Below are 16997 nucleotides of genomic sequence, written 5' to 3'. Positions count from 1 at the left end.
GTCAGCAAATCTTATTTTACTCTGAGGTATCTTTTTTTCTCAACCACCTTTCGTGGAATTCCCTATATTTGTATTATACAGGAAGCTCCTGTTACCACATAGTATAAAAAAAGCGGATAGCCCTCAAAAATATACAGAAAATTTTTGCCATTCCGCATTCCAGAGAGTATAATAACATGCATAGCCTATTAATACATTTTAAGAAAGGACATAACATACTATGAAACAGCCAAACATTCTGTTCCTGCTGGCCGATGACATGGGGCACTGGGCCATGAGGAACGCCGGGAACACAGACATCCACACCCCCAATCTGGACAGACTTGCCCAGAGGGGTGTAAAATTTGACAACTTTTTCTGTGCCTCACCGGTCTGCTCACCGGCCCGCGCTTCCATCCTTACCGGAACTATGCCCTCCTGCCACGGCATTCTTGACTGGCTGGACGGCGGCAGCATGGACAGAGCCTCCCTATCCAGGGAAAGTTTAGAATATATGCCCCACGAGACTATTCCCATCCAGTACACAGACCACCTCACCGCCTACACAGACATCCTGGCGTCAGGCGGCTACCGCTGCGCCCTCTCAGGCAAATGGCATATGGGAGACAGCATGACGCCCCAGCACAGTTTTTCCCACTGGTACACCATCGGCGGGGGCGGCGTCAGATACTTCAACCCTGAGACCATCGAGGACGGGGTTCTCTCCGAAAAGGAAGGATACATCACAGACCTCATCGGCGAAAACGCGCTGGAGTGCCTGGACAGGTTCTCAAAGGAAGACGCGCCTTTTTATCTGAGCGTCCACTTCACTGCTCCCCACAGCCCGTGGGAGGAGACGGATCACAAGAAGGAATATCTGGATCTGTACAGGGACTGTGATTTCAATGCCACTCCTGACCTTCCCTACCACCCCTGGCAGGTCTTCACCTGCCCCCACGGCCAGGGTGAGCGCCGCAAGGAATTACTGCGGGGCTACTACGCCGCCATCACAGCCATGGATCACCAGATCGGGCGTCTGATGGACCGCCTGGATGAGCTGGGGATTGCAGACGACACCATCGTTATCTTCACCTCCGACAACGGCATGAACCTGGGACAGCACGGCATCTGGGGCAAGGGAAACGGGACTTTCCCGCAAAATATGTACGACAGTTCTGTAAAGGTGCCTTTCATCGCCTCCTGGCCGGGGCATTTCGCGAAAGGGGCTGTGTGCAGTGAGCTGTTCAGCCACTACGACATCCTGCCCACTCTGTGCCATCTGGCCGGCTGCCCTGTGAACACAAAACAGGAAATCCCGGGCCACAGTTTTGCCCGATGGCTGGAGGATCCAGAGCTGGAAAGCAGCCGCCCTGTAGTCGTATTTGACGAATACGGCCCTGTCCGGATGATCCGGGACAAAGAGTGGAAGCTGGTTCTTCGTTACCCCTACGGCCCCAATGAGTTCTACCACCTGACCGAGGACCCGGATGAGACTGAGAACCTGTTCCATGATCCGGCCCAGGAAGATCGCATTGTAGCCATGCGCCGCCAGATGGAAGAGTGGTTCCTTCGCTATTCAGACCCGGACCTGGATGCCAGAAAAGAGGGTGTCACCGGCACCGGACAGTACTGTCGGGCCGGAAGCCGGGCCCATCTCCTGGAGAAATACGGGCCAATGCCCAGACCTGTAAAAAATGAATAAAACAGGGGGTACCTCCGTGACGCTGTCGCCACAGAGGTACCCCCTCTTTTGTTCTGCCTGCTTTTCTGTTTTTTATTTCCGCACCTGCTCCATCCGGATCACAGCGCCCCCGTTCCGTCTGGACTCCTCCGCCGCCAGCGCAATGTAGTGGCTCTCCAGAGAGCGCTCTACAGAAGAAATCGTGTCATCCTCTGACTGCTCGCCGGTGACAAAATCCAGGAACGCGCTCACCAGGCCCCTGTCTCCTCCTCCATGTCCTGAGAAGTCCTCTGCCATCCTGGAGACATCGATCAGCTCCGCGTCCTTCCCAAACGGAGTCACTTCTATCGTGTTAGCCCCCATGTCGGCAACGATCTGCCCTTTTGTGCCCATAAGCTTTGCATATCTGGAGCAGTCTGCCGTAAATCCGCACATTGTAAAGCTGACAGTCGATCCGTCCGTCATATTCATGTTTACCACCTGATGGTCCACAACATTATTGTCACAGCTTAAGTGTTGAGAAAAAAGAGGCGCTGCCCCCTATCGGATAACGATAACGAGGCAGCGCTCCTGTTTTTTTATCTGGCCTCAGGCCGGATACACTCTTAACCTTTGATACCGCCGCCGGTAACACCGGAGATGATCTTCTCTGACAGGAAGACATACAGCAGCAGCGTGGGCAGGAAGACGATGACAACGGCTGCGAACAGGCCGCCCCAGTCTCCTGTGTACTGCATGGACGAAAGTACACTCTTAAGTCCGGGTCCTACAGGCATGATATCCGAGGACGATGCAAAGATCAGTGAGATAAAGTACTCATTCCAGATATTCATGAAGATGAAAATGCTGACCGTAACAATACCCGGCTGAGCCAGCGGGAACATGATCCTCCAGAATGTCATCATGGGCGTACATCCGTCGATGGCTGCCGCCTCCTCGTATGTCCTGGACAGGTTCTGGAAGAAGGTCATCAGGAATGTGGTTGTGTACGGGATCTGCATTCCTATGTACAGGAAGATAAGCAGTCCTCTGGAGCCGTTGATGCCAAGCTGAATGGAGATGGACATCAGCGGAAGTACGATCATGATGTTCGGGATACTCATGGCAATGAGGAAACCGGACCGGATCGGCTTATTTCCGAGGAATGTGAATCTTGAAAGTACATAGGCTGCCGGCGCACTGATAACAACCGCGCCTACCATGGTTGCAACAGCATACAGCAGTGAGTTCATGAAGAACGTGGAAATACTGTTTGCATTCCATGCATTGATATAGTTTTCAAAATGAAAGCCGCTCTCAAACTTGAAGACCTTGCCCTGCATGATCTCCGGAGCTGTGGAAAAGCTGGCTGCCAGGATCCACACCAGAAGGAAGATCGTGAAGAACACCCAGATGCCTACAATAAGATAACCGGGAATCAGTTTCACTTCTTTGCGAGGATTAAACGGCTCTCTGACCTTTTTTTCTTTTTCTTTCTTTTTTCCAAACATAAAAGCCATCCTCCTCTCTTAGAATTCCAGGTCGTCGTCTTTGACAAGCACGTTGACAAGTCCGAATACGACAAGCACGATCAGCGCCATCAGGATACCTACCGCAGCGCCCACGCCGGCATCACGGGCTGTACTTCCTGTTGTGCCGAACACAGCGTTGTACATGTACACAACCGGAGTGATAGTCGCGTTGTCGGACGGCATCGGTGATGCCCACATCTGTGACCACACGAAGAAGCCGACAATGCTGATGGTCCAGAATGTCATACATGTCTTGAACACGCCCTTGATCAGCGGCATAGTGATGAAGCCGAACTGTTTCAGCTTGTTCGCTCCGTCGATAGTGGCAGCCTCGTAGTAGTCCGCCGGGATCCTCTCAATACCACTGATGAATATCAGCATGAAATAGCCCACCGAGCCGAAGCAGAAGGCAATCAGCAACGACCAGAACTTCCACGATCCGTTCATGTAGTCGATCTTTGCCAGTTCTTCCAGTCCCAGAGCCTCAAAGAAGCTGTGAAGAAGACCGAATCGTTTGTTGAACACGTACTGGATCCACATAGTGGAGATAGCAACCGCGTTGATAATGTTGGGTACATAGATGACCGCACGCCAGAATGCTTTCGCCCGCACACCGCTTGTCAGGATGACAGCGAAGAGAAGTGCGATGACCATGACAGCGATGCCGCCAATGACGTAAATCTTGATCATGTTGACCATGGATGTCTGGAAAAGCTTTGTCCCCAACAGCTTCTCATAATTCCCCAGACCGTTAAAGGTCCACTCGCTCATCGGGTCGCTGACGCCTTCCACATTAAAGAAGCTCATGATGACTGTACGGATAATAGGATACAGGAACATGATGATGAAGAAGAGCAGCGCCGGAGTCAGAAAGCAGACAATCATTTTCTTATTCTGTTTCAAGAAGATGTCCCCCTTTCTCTCAGATTGTTTTCTGTAGTGCTAACAAAAAGCGGTATGGCAGACAGCATCTGCCTGCCATACCGGTGTAATTCCAGATTAATTACTGAGCATCAGCTAATGCCTGAACGAAATCATCCGGAGTGGTGTTGCCCTGGATCAGTTTTACTACGTTCTCAGTAATAACAGGTGTAAAGTCAGCGTTTGACTCAAGACCAACTGCCCAGTCGTAAGCCTTTGTCATTTCCTTGAAGTAAGGCTCTGCCGCGGAGATTGCATCCGGCCACTCTGTGTTCTCTGTATCAGCAGGGATAGAGTTTACGGAAGAAGCCATCTCAAGGTCATAGTCGCCTGTAGCGATCATTGTTGCGAAGTCAAAAGCTTCCTGCTGCATATCGCTCTCTTTAACGATACCAAAGCCCTGTGCACCAACCATGGATGCCTCAGCTCCGTCTACACCGCCCTCAACTGACGGCCACGGGAAGAAGCCAAAGTCTACCTCTGTACCTGTGTTCTGAACGATCTCGTTCGGAATCCAGGATGCGTTCAGGACCATGCAGCTCTCGCCGAAGCCGATCTCGTTCTGTCCATCCGGATACTGTGCCGGAGCGTTGGGTGAGAAGAATCCTTTTTCTACTAATGTAGCGATATCCTCTGCAGCCTTCTTAGCCTCCGGAACAGTTGTCCATGCGCCGTTGTTGAAGCACTCAAGAACTGCGTCCTGTCCGATGTATCTTGCCAGCTGGAAGCCATAGATCAGTGTTGCAGAGTCGGAGTTACATGTGATCGGGTTGTATCCTGCATCTTTAACCTTCTGGCATACATCCAGGAACTCATCCCATGTTGTCGGAACATCTGTCACGCCAGCTTCCTCGAACATAGCCTTGTCATACCATACACCTGTTGTGTATACCTGATAAGGTACTGCGTAGAGCTTTCCATCTCCCCATGATTTAGCCTTGTCAAGGATAACAGGCATTACATGGCTCTCAAACTCTTCCTCTCCCTCCAGTGTGGAAAGGTCTGTCAGATACTCCTGTGTGTTTCTTATAGTACGCATATAGTCGTCGTCGAAGAGGTCGATGTCCTCGCCGGCCTCAAGAGCTGTACCGATGAGAGTCTTCATATCACGGCCCTTCCACTCGATATTGATGTGGATGCCTGTCTCCTCCTCGTAAGCATCTGCTGCTTCCTGGATGACTTTTGCCTGGGGCTCTGTGGAGTTCCACATGGACCAGTAGGTCATCTCCTTGCCGCTGTCGCTGGAGCCCGAATCAGAGCTTCCGCTGTCGGAAGATCCGCATCCTGCTGCCAGTGTTGCAACCATGGCTGTTGTAAGTAATACACTCACAATTTTCTTTTTCATAATGTTACCTCACCTTCCTTAAAATATAGGGTTTTTAGTTCTGCTTTTTGGTTCGGGCAAAGCAGGCCCCGATATAAGGACGGACACCGGTATGCTCTTCATAGAAGTCCAGCCCGGCTTCCCCTTTTATCCATTTTTCAACATCTGCACTCTGCGCATCCTTTGCCTCCCGGTCATCTTCCGGGATGTTGGCGTAGTTGCCGTACAGATTTCCGCAGTACTGCGCTTTCTCAGTCTGGTGATGCCAGTCCTCTGTCCTGGCCTCATCCCCTGCATTTATAATAAGATTATTCTCTACCAGCATTCCGCCCTCGGACATGTTGGTCCGGATAAAGGGAACGCTTTCCTGTATAATGAATATGTTGTTGTGAATGTGCGCGTCTATGTTCCGCACCGGAGTGACGACTCCCGATCTCTCTATGCCGTCATTGACGCTGATGTTATAGCGGAAAATGTTGTTGACACTCTCTCCCTCGCAGAACATGACACATCCGCCCTCGTTGTCGTGGCTGTAGTTATACTGGTAGATGGTGCCGTCTCCCGAGTCCGCGTCCCAGGCTTCCCCGTCCTGGTTGAAGTGTGTGTGCGACGCTTCGTTGTACTGAAAGAGCGCTGTTTTGCATTTCCAGGGCCATATGGCCGCCGCGACCATGCCTCCCCGCTCTCCTGCCTCGGTGTACACATCCTCGTTCATATCGAGGGCCACATGTTCTGATACATTGTACTGTACCAGTGGCCTGAAGCAGTACATGGGAGTGATGGCGTCTCCTCCGATCTCCCGGATGCGGTTGTGCTCAATGACTACATTGACAGAACCGTATGTTCTGACCACTTCGTCCGGCAGCTCCAGCGTGGTAAACCTGCCATGCTGGTAGGTATATCCGGCTGCGATCCCCCATCTTCTGCACCGCTCTACCCGGCAGTGGTGGATGTGAAGGCCATCGTATCTGGCAACTCCCGTCCGGCTCTCGTCGGCCGGCGCCAGGGCACTGGCATAAATGCCGCCGTTATTCAGATGCTTGTCATATACATTCCCGTCTACATCGTGGACATACAGGTTATCCAGCTCAATCCCGTGAAGGGTTCCTCTGTCCTTTGCCACAATGCTGACGCCTGTCCGGTTCATCAGATCCCCCTGGTTGTACACCTCTCCCTCCCGGAGGGTGCTGTTGGTGATCTCAATGTTCCGCACCGTGATGTACTCCGCATCGTAGAGAAGCACTGCAGATGATACATACCCTTTCCACACGTGGGCCGGGCTGTCGAGAGGCGCTCCGTAGTTCTGATACCAAAGGCCGCTTCCCTCTGCCGCTATCACCGGCATCTCTCCCTGTCCATACGCGTCTACTACAACAGGATGCTCCCTGGTGCCTCCCTCGTATATGTGGAGGTACTCTTCCTGGAAGACGGAGCCCCGCTCCAGAAGGATCATATCACCCGTCTCTCTTTTCTGTCCGGCTACTTTTCTCAGGCTCCGAAAAGGTGTCTCCTCTGACAAGCCATCGTTGTTGTCATCCCCCCGCAGGGTGCTGACGTAATAAATCTTCCTTCCGTCCATGTCTCCTCCTGTCCGCAATTTACTGCCTATGAACCTCTAAGCCGTCTGTCAGCTTATATCTGTATTATAGCTATCCCCTTTAGCCGTTTCTATCTTTCTTTTGCTCCTTTTTTTATAGTTCTTGCTTTTTTTGTGCATTCTATTTACAAAAATAAATGTTTTTCGTCAACATTCACTACATTTTACACAATTACACGCCGCAGATGTTCGCCGCACTTACGATATTTTCCCACAAATTGCACTTTCCGGACGCATTTTTTCCCTCTTCATTGGTGAAATAAGGGAGTCTCTCCTCCTCAAGCTCCGGCAGGGATGGGATCTTTCCGTCCAGATAATCCAGGATACGCCTGCGGGCGGACTTCAGCCTGATCTCCACGCCGGCCATGCGCACATCCATCACCTCATAGCCGTTGGGCTTGAACTCCTCCTGCCACATCTGCTCTCTCAGTGCATGCATTTTCTGCACCTTCTTCCTGAGATCCGGCATCTCCTTTTCTGCGATCCGGGCCAGAGCAGCCCTGTCTCCGGACAGGTAGGCGCCACGGATCTTCTCACCCAGCTCACACTTCCCGGCGTCGACGCTGGCCAGCAGCCTGTAGTAGCGGAACAGCTTTTCCAGTTTACCCGCACGCTTCTGTGCCTTTTTCAACAGCTTTGCCGTCTCCGCGTAATACACATCCAGCCCCGTTCCCGCATACTGCCCGTCGAAGACGCCGGTCAGGGGATCCTGATAGAAGATCTGCTTGGAGGGGTTGGCGAATCCCTCATTGTACACGCCAGTTCCCGGTATATGGTCCAACCTGTCAAAGAGGAGCATATCCTGGTAGGACTCGCCGCAGAGCATCTTAAACCAGCTTTCCATCTCCTCCGGATCTGTGGACTCGCCGTAGGCACATCTGCTGTAGAAAGCTGCCATAGGAAGCCCGGCCCGCATGGGCGTCTCAGCCCCGTTGTCCAGCCAGAGGGTGCAGAAGCTGTCTGTCACGCCCGTGTCCTCCAGGCCGAGAAAAGCCTTCTTCGTGGCGTCCATGGCCTGGGCATAGTTGGGCGCAAGCCCGTTCCAGATCCAGGCTCCCCCGGCAAAGCACACCTGATCTGTCAGTTTTTTGTGGAGCGTAGCCATCCTTGTGTATCTGTCCTCATCATGTCCCTCATAGTCCCAGTATACAAGAGTAACTCTCCGGTCCGGCTTCTCGCTGTCCGGCCACTCATAGTCTGCGGGCACATTGTAATAGTCTCCGCCTCCCGGCGTCACAAAGAACATATCGCTCCAGATCATGGGCTCCAGGCCGTATTTTTCACAGATCTCCATCACCCTGTCCAGATGCCTGCGGATCAGCTCTCCCTGCTTCACTTCCCCGTGGATCCTCCGGTAGTTTCCGTAGCCCAGGTAGAACGCCTCGTCCATGCCCAGGTGGATCCTCTTTGATCGGTACATATCCTTGACAGAGGCCAGCATGGCATCGATCAGCCGGTAGGTCCTCTCCTCCTCAGCCAGCAGGATGTCCGCATCGTCCCTGTATTTTTCCATGGCCGGCCAACGCAGGGCTGTACGCAGGTGAGCCAGTGTCTGGATGCAGGGGATCATCTCAATGCCGAACTGCGCCGCGTAGGCATCGCACTCCCGTATCTCCTCCTTCGTATACCTGCCCCTGAGGGCGCCGAAGCAGGGATACCCCTCCACCTCGTAGGTGTCCTCCGTGTAGAGGAGCAGCCAGTCCAGTCCCATGAGAGCCGCCTGGCGGATCATCTCCTTGACCGCCTCCACCTTGAGGACGCCGTTTCTTGAGCAGTCAAACATAAGTCCTGTGTTCCCCTGCGTTCCTTTGTTCTCATCTCTCCACTTCTCTTTCCCCGCATGTTCCAGGGCCTTTCCCAGCGCCCGGAAAGCCTCGGGGCGCGTATGCCAGGAAATGTACACGTCTCTCCCCGACTTTGCGACGCTGTATCCCTTCTCGTCAGCTCTTGTAAAATGGATGCAGAGGTCCCCCTCCATCCCGTCTTTTGCCGTCTCGTGTCCTCTCTCCTCCAGTATGTCGCGGATCGGCTGTATCTGCAGACCTCCTGTGCGGTCCTCGGTTCCTCTGATCTTAATTCTCATAGTCTTCTCCTTTTCTTTTCACTTGCTTTTGCAGTGCAAGTATATTAAGATGATGGGGCAAAGGGCCTTGCCCTGTGACTAATGTTTTATCACGGTTTATATACGAATTCAACACCAAAAAGTAAAGGAGATCTGCAATGAACAAAAACGGCTCTACATGGTACGACACAAACGGAGAACTGATCCAGGCCCACGGGGGCATGATCCTGGAGCACGAAGGGATGTACTACTGGTACGGCGAAAACAAGAACGGCGCCACATCCATCGCCCCCTCAGGCGATATCCGGGTGGATTTTATCGGCATTTCCTGCTACTCCTCGCCGGACTGCATGAACTGGACATACGAGGGGCTGGCCCTGGAAGCCTCCGGCGAACCGGGACACGACCTCTACAAGGACAGAGTGGGGGAGCGCCCCAAAGTTCTGTACAATAAAAAGACCGGCAAATTTGTCATGTGGTTCCATCTGGACTCTGCCGACTACACAGACGCCAGAGCCGGCATCGCCGTCTCTGACACTCCCACCGGGCCCTTCCGCTATGTCCGCGGGATCCGCCCCAACCGCTCAGACTGCCGGGATATGACTCTCTTCTGCGACCGGGACGGGAAGGCCTACCTGATCCACAGTTCCGACTGGAACAAGACCCTGCGCATCTCCAGGCTCACAGAGGACTATCTGGATGTGGACGGCGTGTACGGAAAAGCTTTTGTCGAGCAGGAGCGGGAGGCTCCGGCCCTTTTTGAGAAAGACGGCGTATACTACATGATCACCTCCGGCTGTACAGGCTGGGATCCAAACAACGCCCTCTTCGCCACATCCCCCACGGTCCTGTCCGGCTGGAAACTGATCGACAATCCCTGCGTGGGCGAGCATGCCCGCCAGACTTTCTTCGGACAGAGCACCTACATTTTCGAGAAAGACGGTGTGCACTATCTTATGCTGGATCACTGGAAACCCGAGAACCTGAAGGAATCCGGCTACAGTATCCTCCCCATTCAGATCCAGGACGGTCTGCTGACCATCCCCTTCCAGGAATACACAGATCTGTCCAAAAAATAGAGCAGAATTTATAAAAGGAGTGGCTGCCTAGAAGGCAGCCACTCCAAATTTTATCGCATTGTAGATATTGATTACAACGATCACCGCCATGAGAAAGATAAAGAGCCTGTCCACACCTTTCTCGCTGATCTTCTTGTTGATCCTGCTCCCGATGGTTCCTCCCAGGACGCCTCCTATGATCATGAAGACCAGGTAGACCAGCTCCACATCCGGGATCGTCCCTGTCACACAGGTCTGCACAAAGCTGGTAATCTGTGAGAACAGGATGATGTAGAGGGAAGAAAGAGCCGCCTCCTTGGTGGACATAGAAAAGAAGTACCCGAGCACCACCAGATTGATGGGACCTCCCCCGATCCCCAGGAAGCTGGACATGATCCCCAGCACAAGGCCGATCAGCACACAGAGCCAGATCTGGCGGCAGTGTTTTGTGCGGATCTTCTCCTTGCAGATCGTGTAGACCAGCGTGCCCAGCGTGATCACGATGAGGACCAGCGCCTGGGTCATGCCCACAAGGTTTTCATCCCCCACTGCGTTTTTCAGGCTCTGGAACATAGCCTTCCCGGCCACACCGCCGGCCGCCGCTCCCACAGCCAGGGCCGTAGAGATCCCCACATCCATCTTCGCCGTCCCGGCCCGCAGATTTTTCCAGACAGACACAAGGGACATGGCAAGCACTGTGCACCCCGACAGAAAGCTGATGCTGCTCACCCCCATGATCCCTGTGGCATCCAGCACCGGCTTAATAATAACGCCCCCTCCGATCCCGCAGATGGACCCTGCCGTGCAGGACAGGATGCTGACTGCAAAAAATATAAATACCATACCCATTTTCTTTTCTCCCTTCTACTATTCTGTCTTTTGATAATCTCCTCAGAATGCGGCGTACGCCGCACATTGTCCCTACATTATACTCTGTTTTTCTCTTTTCAGCCACAGAAAATCTCTCCTGCATTCGCCCCACCCGCTTGCTTTTCCCCCGGGAATGTATTATGGTAGATATAATTTCCCATAAGATTTGTATTTGCGAGATGAAGGAGAGATTATGAGACAACCAAATATTATTTTACTTATGACAGACCAGCTCCGCGGCGATGCTCTGGGCTATGCGGGACACCCGGACGTAAAGACTCCCTACCTGGACACCCTGGCCTCCCGGGGCGTTGCCTTTGACCGGGCCTACAGCGCCTGCCCAAGCTGCATCGCCGCCCGCGCCGCCCTCCACACCGGCATGGAACAGAGCCACCACGGCCGTGTGGGATACGAGGACAGCATCCCCTGGCGGTATGAGCACACCCTGGCAGGCGAGCTCACAAAGGCCGGCTACTACACCCAGTGTGTGGGAAAGATGCATGTCCATCCCCTGCGCAACTATCTGGGCTTCAACAATGTCGATCTCCACGACGGCTACCTCCATGCGGCCAGGTACGGAAACGTGCCATACCGGGAGTCACAGCTTGTGGCGGACGACTATTTCTACTGGCTGAAAAAGGAGCTGGGCGCCGATGCCGATGTGACGGACACAGGCATTGACTGCAACAGCTGGGTGGCGCGCCCCTGGACCCACGAGGAAAAGTACCACCCCACCAACTGGGTGACAGACCGGTGTCTGGATTTTCTCCGCAGGAGAGATCCGGACCAGCCCTTCTTCCTGATGGCCTCCTACCTGCGGCCCCACCCGCCTTTTGATGCCCCCCAGTACTATTTCGACCTGTACCGGGACAAGGATCTGCGTCCGCCTTTTGTGGGCACCTGGGAGAGCGATGAGTATCTCCGCCGGGAAGGGCGTATCTTTGACTCCAAGACTGGCCCGGCTGACAAAGAGCTGATCCGCCAGGCACAGATCGGCTACTACGCCTGCATCACCCACCTGGACCACCAGATCGGCAGGCTCATCATGGCTCTTGTGGAGCAGGAAGTGTATGATGACACCATCATCCTCTTCACCTCAGACCACGGGGAAGAGCTCTGCGACCACCACATGTTCCGGAAATCCCGCCCCTACGAGGGAAGCTGCCGTGTTCCCTTCTTTGTCTGGGCCGGCAAAAATGTCCATCTGGATCTTAAGCCTTCCAGCGTGTGCCACGGCGTGGTGGAACTCAGGGACGTGATGCCCACCCTCCTTTCTGCGGCAGGAGCCGATATCCCGGACTCCGTGGACGGCAAAGATCTTCTGCCCCTCCTGTCCGATCCCTCCGGGTCCGTACGGCCATGGCTTCACGGAGAGCACTCCTACGGCGACTTTTCCAACCACTGGATCGTCACGGAGACTGACAAGTACATCTGGCACTCCGCCACAGGCCGGGAACAGTATTTTAACCTGAGGGAAGATCCCCATGAACTGACGGATCTGATAAACGAAAGCACAGCAAAAGAAAGGATTTCCTTTCTCCGGTCCTGCCTGATCGAGTCCCTGAAAGACCGGCCTGAAGGATTTACAGACGGAAAAGTCCTGATTCCCGGCAGGCCCTATCCGGAGACAATGGAGCACACCCGAAACATCTGAGCAGAGGAGAGGACCTATGAGTCACAGATAATACGCTATCAAGCCCACAAACATTGACAAGCTGAATGCCCGTCTTCTGTCCGTTTCTCTGTCCAAGGACGAAAAGGACTGGCAGAGCGTTTTCCACACACATCATTTCACCGAGCTTTTCTTCGTGGTAAACGGGGAGGGGAACTTCCTCTTCCACGACGAAAAGTATCATATCCGAACGGGGGACCTGGTCATCATCCCCCCATACATGGAACACACGGAACAGTCTATCAAGGGCACTCCACTGGAGTACTATGTCATCGGAGTGGAGGGCATCTCCTTCCAGCCGGCAAACAAAAAAACCTGCGTACAGGTCTTCTGTAATTTCAGCAATAAGTCTCTGATCGCAGACCTCTTTGCGCAGATGCTCTACGAGGTGAGGAATCCCTCCTACGGTTCTGACAAGATCTGCCAGGATCTGCTGGAGATCCTGATCCTGCGCATCGTCCGCTATCAGCACGTGATCCCGGTGCCCATCACCTCCACCTACATGACAAAGGAGTGCGCCCGGATCAAAGAGTATCTGGACATCAACTACTCAGATCCCATCACGCTGGACACGCTGACAGAGCTGACCCACATGAACAAGTACTACATGGCTCACTCTTTCGCCAAGTACACCGGCCAGTCACCCATCCAGTACCTGAACCAGCGGCGGATGGAAGCTGCCTGCACACTGCTGAAGGACACGGACCACTCCATCTCTTCCATATCGTCTACGGTGGGCTTTTCTTCTCAGTCCTACTTTACCCAGGCTTTCCGCAAAAAGTACGGCATGACGCCCATCAAGTACCGGCAGCAGCACGCCGACGGCAGTCGTTCAAACGCAGGAGGGGGCATCTAAACAAGATGCCCCGCCATGTACTCCAGCCGTCCTATGGATTCCGCAAAGAACTTCTGGTACGTCTCACAGTAATAATTTCTCATCTTGCCCTCTTCCGGGAAGCAGTCCCTGCGGCAGCCGCCCCGGCACAGAGGATACCATCTGCAGGTCCGGCATCTGTCGTCCCGCCTGTCCGCCTCCTTGAAAAAAGGATGTCTCTTACTCCCGGCCTCTTCCGCCGCTATCTTCTGCAGTTTCACAAAGTCCGTATCCGGATCTTTCAGATTTCCCATCTGCCACGCGTCCAGCGCGTAAAAGTCACAGGGATAGACGGTCCCGTCGCTCTCCACCACGTTCTGCATGCTGCATCTGCCGTACATGCTGCAGGCCTCCGGCTGTCCGCCCCGGAGCATGGCCACATAGTTTTCAAACTGCCGGATGTACACCGGACGCCCCGCCATCCTGTCCTGACACCATAGGTCAAAGAGGGTCCCCAGAGCCTCCCCGTACATTGTGGGGGTCAGGGAGAAGGACGCCTCACCCCGCACTGTGCCCAGGGGATCCAGGCAGGGGATGTACTGCTGATGGTCAAAGCCCTTCCGCATGAAAAACCGGTAGATGGCTCCGATCCGGGGGGCTGTCTGGGCATTCAGCACGCAGAGCACATGGAAGGGGATCCCCAGTTCACGCATACGCTCCGCGCAGGCAAAAACCCTGGAAAAGGTTCCCTCTCCCGCCCGGTCCTTCCTGTTCTCGTCATGGGTCTTCCGGACACCGTCCAGGGAAAGTCCCACAAGGAAATTTTTTTCTTTCAAAAACTCAAACCATCTCTCATCCAGCCTGTTCCCGTTTGTCTGTATGGTGTACACCGCCTCCTGATCCGGCCTTTTTCTCTCCTCTACATATGCTGTAAAGTCTTCAAAAAAGGACAGACCTGCGAGTGTCGGCTCTCCCCCCTGAAAGCCGAACACGCAGGTCTGCGATGCCGCCAGTGCCTTGTCCACAACCGCGCGCATGGTCTCCCGGCTCATTTTCCCATGATCGCCCACAGCGCGGTTTGCTGCCTCATCCTTGTAAAAGCAGTAGGTGCAGTCCAGGTCACAGGCAGAGGAGACTGGCTTGATGAGAAGCTGAAGCTCTCTCATCTTTGTTTCTCCTTTATATCTTTTTCATCTTTTTCTTTTTAAATCTCGTACCAGTAGATACCGTTTGCCTCCAGGTCAAGGTCAAAGCTTGTGCCGTCTCCCTTGTACACAGTCGTGCTCTGGGGCTCGTAGGTATTGTTTACAACGCAGTACTTGCCGTTCTTCACATAGGCATGCACCTCCACATTGTAGTTGGTGCTGAACCATTTGTGCAGCTCGCCCTCATCGTGGGAAGCCCACAGGATGGAGCGGTACAGGAGACGGCTGTTCTCAAAGCTGTAGGGAAGTCCGCTGATGTAGACGCTGCGTCCCTTGCCAAAGTCATTGACAGCCAGCTGTACTTCTTTGTCATTCTGCTTCAGGATCGTAGTTCCCTCGTAAGCGTAAATATTTTTCTTTCCTTCACCGAAATCGATGTCGCCTTTGCAGTCCTCTGTGATGAAATGCTCGTGCTCATCCCAGTTATATTTGTCCACATTCAGAGTAAAGCCGTTCTCTTCCTCCACGCCCATGACTGTGGCCAGCTGGAAGAAATGTCCTTCATGCTGGTGCGCTGCCGGCTCGCCGACACCGATGAAACCGCCGCCGTTGTAAATAAATTTCTTTACAGCAGTGATGACCTTCTCGTCTGTCCAGTTCTCTCCTCCGGTGTAGGCTGTATCTGCATCGCCCACGTTCAGGATCACGTCAATGTCATCCAGTATCTCCGGGTTGCTGCGGATATCGTCAAAGCTGATCCACTTCACATCGAACGGTGCTCCGCTGAGGGCCTCGATGATGCCTGCGTAGGAGTAGTTCTGCTTATAGTAGATGGCGTGGTGCACCATGTGGTTGCCCCATGCTCTCATTTTACCCCAGCAGTTCAGGACCGCCACTTTCTTCACGCAGTAGGGAGTGGTTCCCTTAATGTTGTCGTACAGTGTGCGGAACTCCTGGCACACGCTCTCCACATAGTCGATAAAATCCGGGAACTGCATAGCCAGCTTCAGGTATCCGCCGTAGCCGATCCGGTCGATAGGGCTTCTCAGGATGGCACGCCTTGCTGTCACCCAGTTGATCTTCGCCTCCTTCACCGGGTCTCCTCCCTCGTGGAATGTATCCGGGAAGAAGTAGGGAAGAAGACGTCCCTCTGTGTACTTCACGCCCTTGATGTCGCTGATCAGGCGCAGGGTAGATCCGTTTCCAACGCTTCCTACAACTGCGTCAATCCCAACATTCTTGAACTCGTCCATGAAAGGCTCCATGCCGATCCAGTGGTCACCCAGGAACATCATGGCTTCCTTGCCGCACTCGTGGGTGATGTCCACCATCTCTTTTGCCAGCTTTGTCACTTCTCTTCTCTGGAAATCCTGGAAATCCCGGAATTCCCTGGAGGGGATGCGGTAGGTGTTGTTCATGTAGCCCTGGTCGATGATGTACTCGGGACGGAACTTGTAGCCCACTTCCTTCTCAAACTGCTCCAGGATGTAGGGGCTCACAGATGCGGAATATCCGTACCAGTCTACATATTTCTCCCTGGCCAGCTCATCAAAGATCAATGTGAACTGGTGGAAGAAAGTGGTGTAGCGGATCACATCCACGTGAGGGTTCTCCGCGATGAACCTGAGCAGACGCTCCATGGAGTAAGCCTTTGTCTTTGGCTGGCGCACGTCAAAAGTGATCTGCTTCTCAAAATTGGTCCAGCCGTTTGTCACTGCATTGTACATATGGACCGGATCCCACATAATGTAGGCAAGGAAGCTGACTGTGTAGTCGTGGAAGGCCGCTGCGTCATGGATGGTCACATCCCCGGTCTCCCCGTCATAGCTCCATTTTTCCACCGGCACGACTTCCCCTGTGGTGCGGTCGATGACTTCCCACCATCTGGTGATATCATCATGGTCGTTCACTTTCAGCATATCCGGGTAGAGATGGTTCATCAGGTGGATGGAAAGCTCGCTCTCCACCGCTGTGTAGAACGGTGTCATGATATACATCTGCTGGATCTCATCCGGATTGGCCTTGGCCCACGCATTGTCCTTTCTTGTTGTGTAATATGTGGAGTAAACCTTCGCGTCCACGTTCTTCAGCTCTTCCGGATAATCCGTCCCGTCACAGTCACGGATAGCATCGGCTCCCCAGCGCTCTACCAGCTCCAGTGTCTCCGGCACAACGTCAACGTCTGTAGGTATGGTAACTCTTCCTTTTGTCTGCTCCTTCACTTTTTTCTCCTTTCTTTTTGCATAATGCTGTTTTTAAGTTTCTTTTCCCTGCACATAGTTTGTACATTTTACTTAAAACAAGCATAGGCGAAAAGAGGATATCCGTCAATTTGCATGTTGCTTACATTTTTATGATTCTTG

The 16997-nt window shown here is 53.4% G+C and carries 13 protein-coding genes; 4 read left to right on the top strand and 9 right to left on the bottom strand.

What is annotated here, in order from left to right; all coding sequences use genetic code 11:
* The first annotated feature begins 220 nt into the window (after positions 1 to 220).
* A complete protein-coding gene (locus NI21_RS0108650; RefSeq protein WP_033125826.1) occupies positions 221 to 1681 on the top strand; it encodes a sulfatase-like hydrolase/transferase in 1461 nt (486 codons plus the stop codon).
* A gap of 72 nt (positions 1682 to 1753) precedes the next feature.
* Here the strand turns inward: NI21_RS0108650 and NI21_RS0108645 are convergent, their stop codons facing one another.
* The 6 genes from NI21_RS0108645 to NI21_RS0108620 form a co-directional block, all read right to left on the bottom strand.
* Positions 1754 to 2131, bottom strand: a complete 378-nt coding sequence (locus NI21_RS0108645) for a hypothetical protein (protein ID WP_052084020.1) — start codon at positions 2129 to 2131, stop codon at positions 1754 to 1756.
* A 134-nt stretch (positions 2132 to 2265) separates the two neighbouring features.
* Positions 2266 to 3150: a carbohydrate ABC transporter permease gene (locus NI21_RS0108640; protein WP_330391208.1), complete on the bottom strand. Its 885-nt coding sequence runs from the start codon at positions 3148 to 3150 to the stop codon at positions 2266 to 2268.
* 18 nt (positions 3151 to 3168) lie between these two features.
* On the bottom strand, positions 3169 to 4074 hold the full coding sequence (locus NI21_RS0108635; RefSeq protein WP_033125824.1) for a carbohydrate ABC transporter permease: 906 nt from the start codon (positions 4072 to 4074) through the stop codon (positions 3169 to 3171).
* A gap of 100 nt (positions 4075 to 4174) precedes the next feature.
* Positions 4175 to 5437, bottom strand: a complete 1263-nt coding sequence (locus NI21_RS0108630; protein WP_033125823.1) for an ABC transporter substrate-binding protein — start codon at positions 5435 to 5437, stop codon at positions 4175 to 4177.
* 34 nt (positions 5438 to 5471) lie between these two features.
* Positions 5472 to 6995, bottom strand: coding sequence for a polyhydroxyalkanoate depolymerase (locus tag NI21_RS0108625; RefSeq protein ID WP_197052616.1), 1524 nt, complete (start codon positions 6993 to 6995; stop codon positions 5472 to 5474).
* Positions 6996 to 7185: 190 nt separating this feature from the next.
* A complete protein-coding gene (locus NI21_RS0108620; RefSeq protein WP_033125822.1) occupies positions 7186 to 9096 on the bottom strand; it encodes a beta-N-acetylhexosaminidase in 1911 nt (636 codons plus the stop codon).
* Between the two features lie 137 nt (positions 9097 to 9233).
* Here NI21_RS0108620 and NI21_RS0108615 point away from each other — a divergent pair, with 137 nt between their 5' ends.
* Complete coding sequence (locus NI21_RS0108615; RefSeq protein WP_033125821.1) at positions 9234 to 10154, top strand: glycoside hydrolase family 43 protein; 921 nt, start codon at positions 9234 to 9236, stop codon at positions 10152 to 10154.
* Positions 10155 to 10181: 27 nt separating this feature from the next.
* Here NI21_RS0108615 and NI21_RS0108610 read toward each other — a convergent pair whose 3' ends face one another.
* A complete protein-coding gene (locus tag NI21_RS0108610) occupies positions 10182 to 10982 on the bottom strand; it encodes a sulfite exporter TauE/SafE family protein (protein ID WP_330391207.1) in 801 nt (266 codons plus the stop codon).
* 214 nt (positions 10983 to 11196) lie between these two features.
* Here NI21_RS0108610 and NI21_RS0108605 point away from each other — a divergent pair, with 214 nt between their 5' ends.
* Positions 11197 to 12657: an arylsulfatase gene (locus NI21_RS0108605; RefSeq protein ID WP_033125820.1), complete on the top strand. Its 1461-nt coding sequence runs from the start codon at positions 11197 to 11199 to the stop codon at positions 12655 to 12657.
* 37 nt (positions 12658 to 12694) lie between these two features.
* Complete coding sequence (locus NI21_RS15870; RefSeq protein ID WP_369792783.1) at positions 12695 to 13531, top strand: AraC family transcriptional regulator; 837 nt, start codon at positions 12695 to 12697, stop codon at positions 13529 to 13531.
* On the opposite strand, the gene NI21_RS0108595 is transcribed toward NI21_RS15870, so the two are convergent.
* On the bottom strand, positions 13528 to 14655 hold the full coding sequence (locus NI21_RS0108595) for a radical SAM/SPASM domain-containing protein (protein WP_033125819.1): 1128 nt from the start codon (positions 14653 to 14655) through the stop codon (positions 13528 to 13530). The genes NI21_RS15870 and NI21_RS0108595 overlap by 4 nt on opposite strands.
* 38 nt (positions 14656 to 14693) lie before the next feature.
* Positions 14694 to 16856 (bottom strand): 1,3-beta-galactosyl-N-acetylhexosamine phosphorylase, encoded by a 2163-nt coding sequence (gene gnpA, locus NI21_RS0108590; RefSeq protein WP_033125818.1) that lies wholly within the window; start codon positions 16854 to 16856, stop codon positions 14694 to 14696.
* Between the last annotated feature and the right edge of the window lie 141 nt (positions 16857 to 16997).

The organism is Eubacterium sp. ER2 (assembly GCF_000765215.1).
Taxonomy (GTDB): Bacteria; Bacillota; Clostridia; order Lachnospirales; family Lachnospiraceae; genus Claveliimonas; species Claveliimonas intestinigallinarum.
This window is presented reverse-complemented; position numbering and strand designations above follow the sequence as displayed.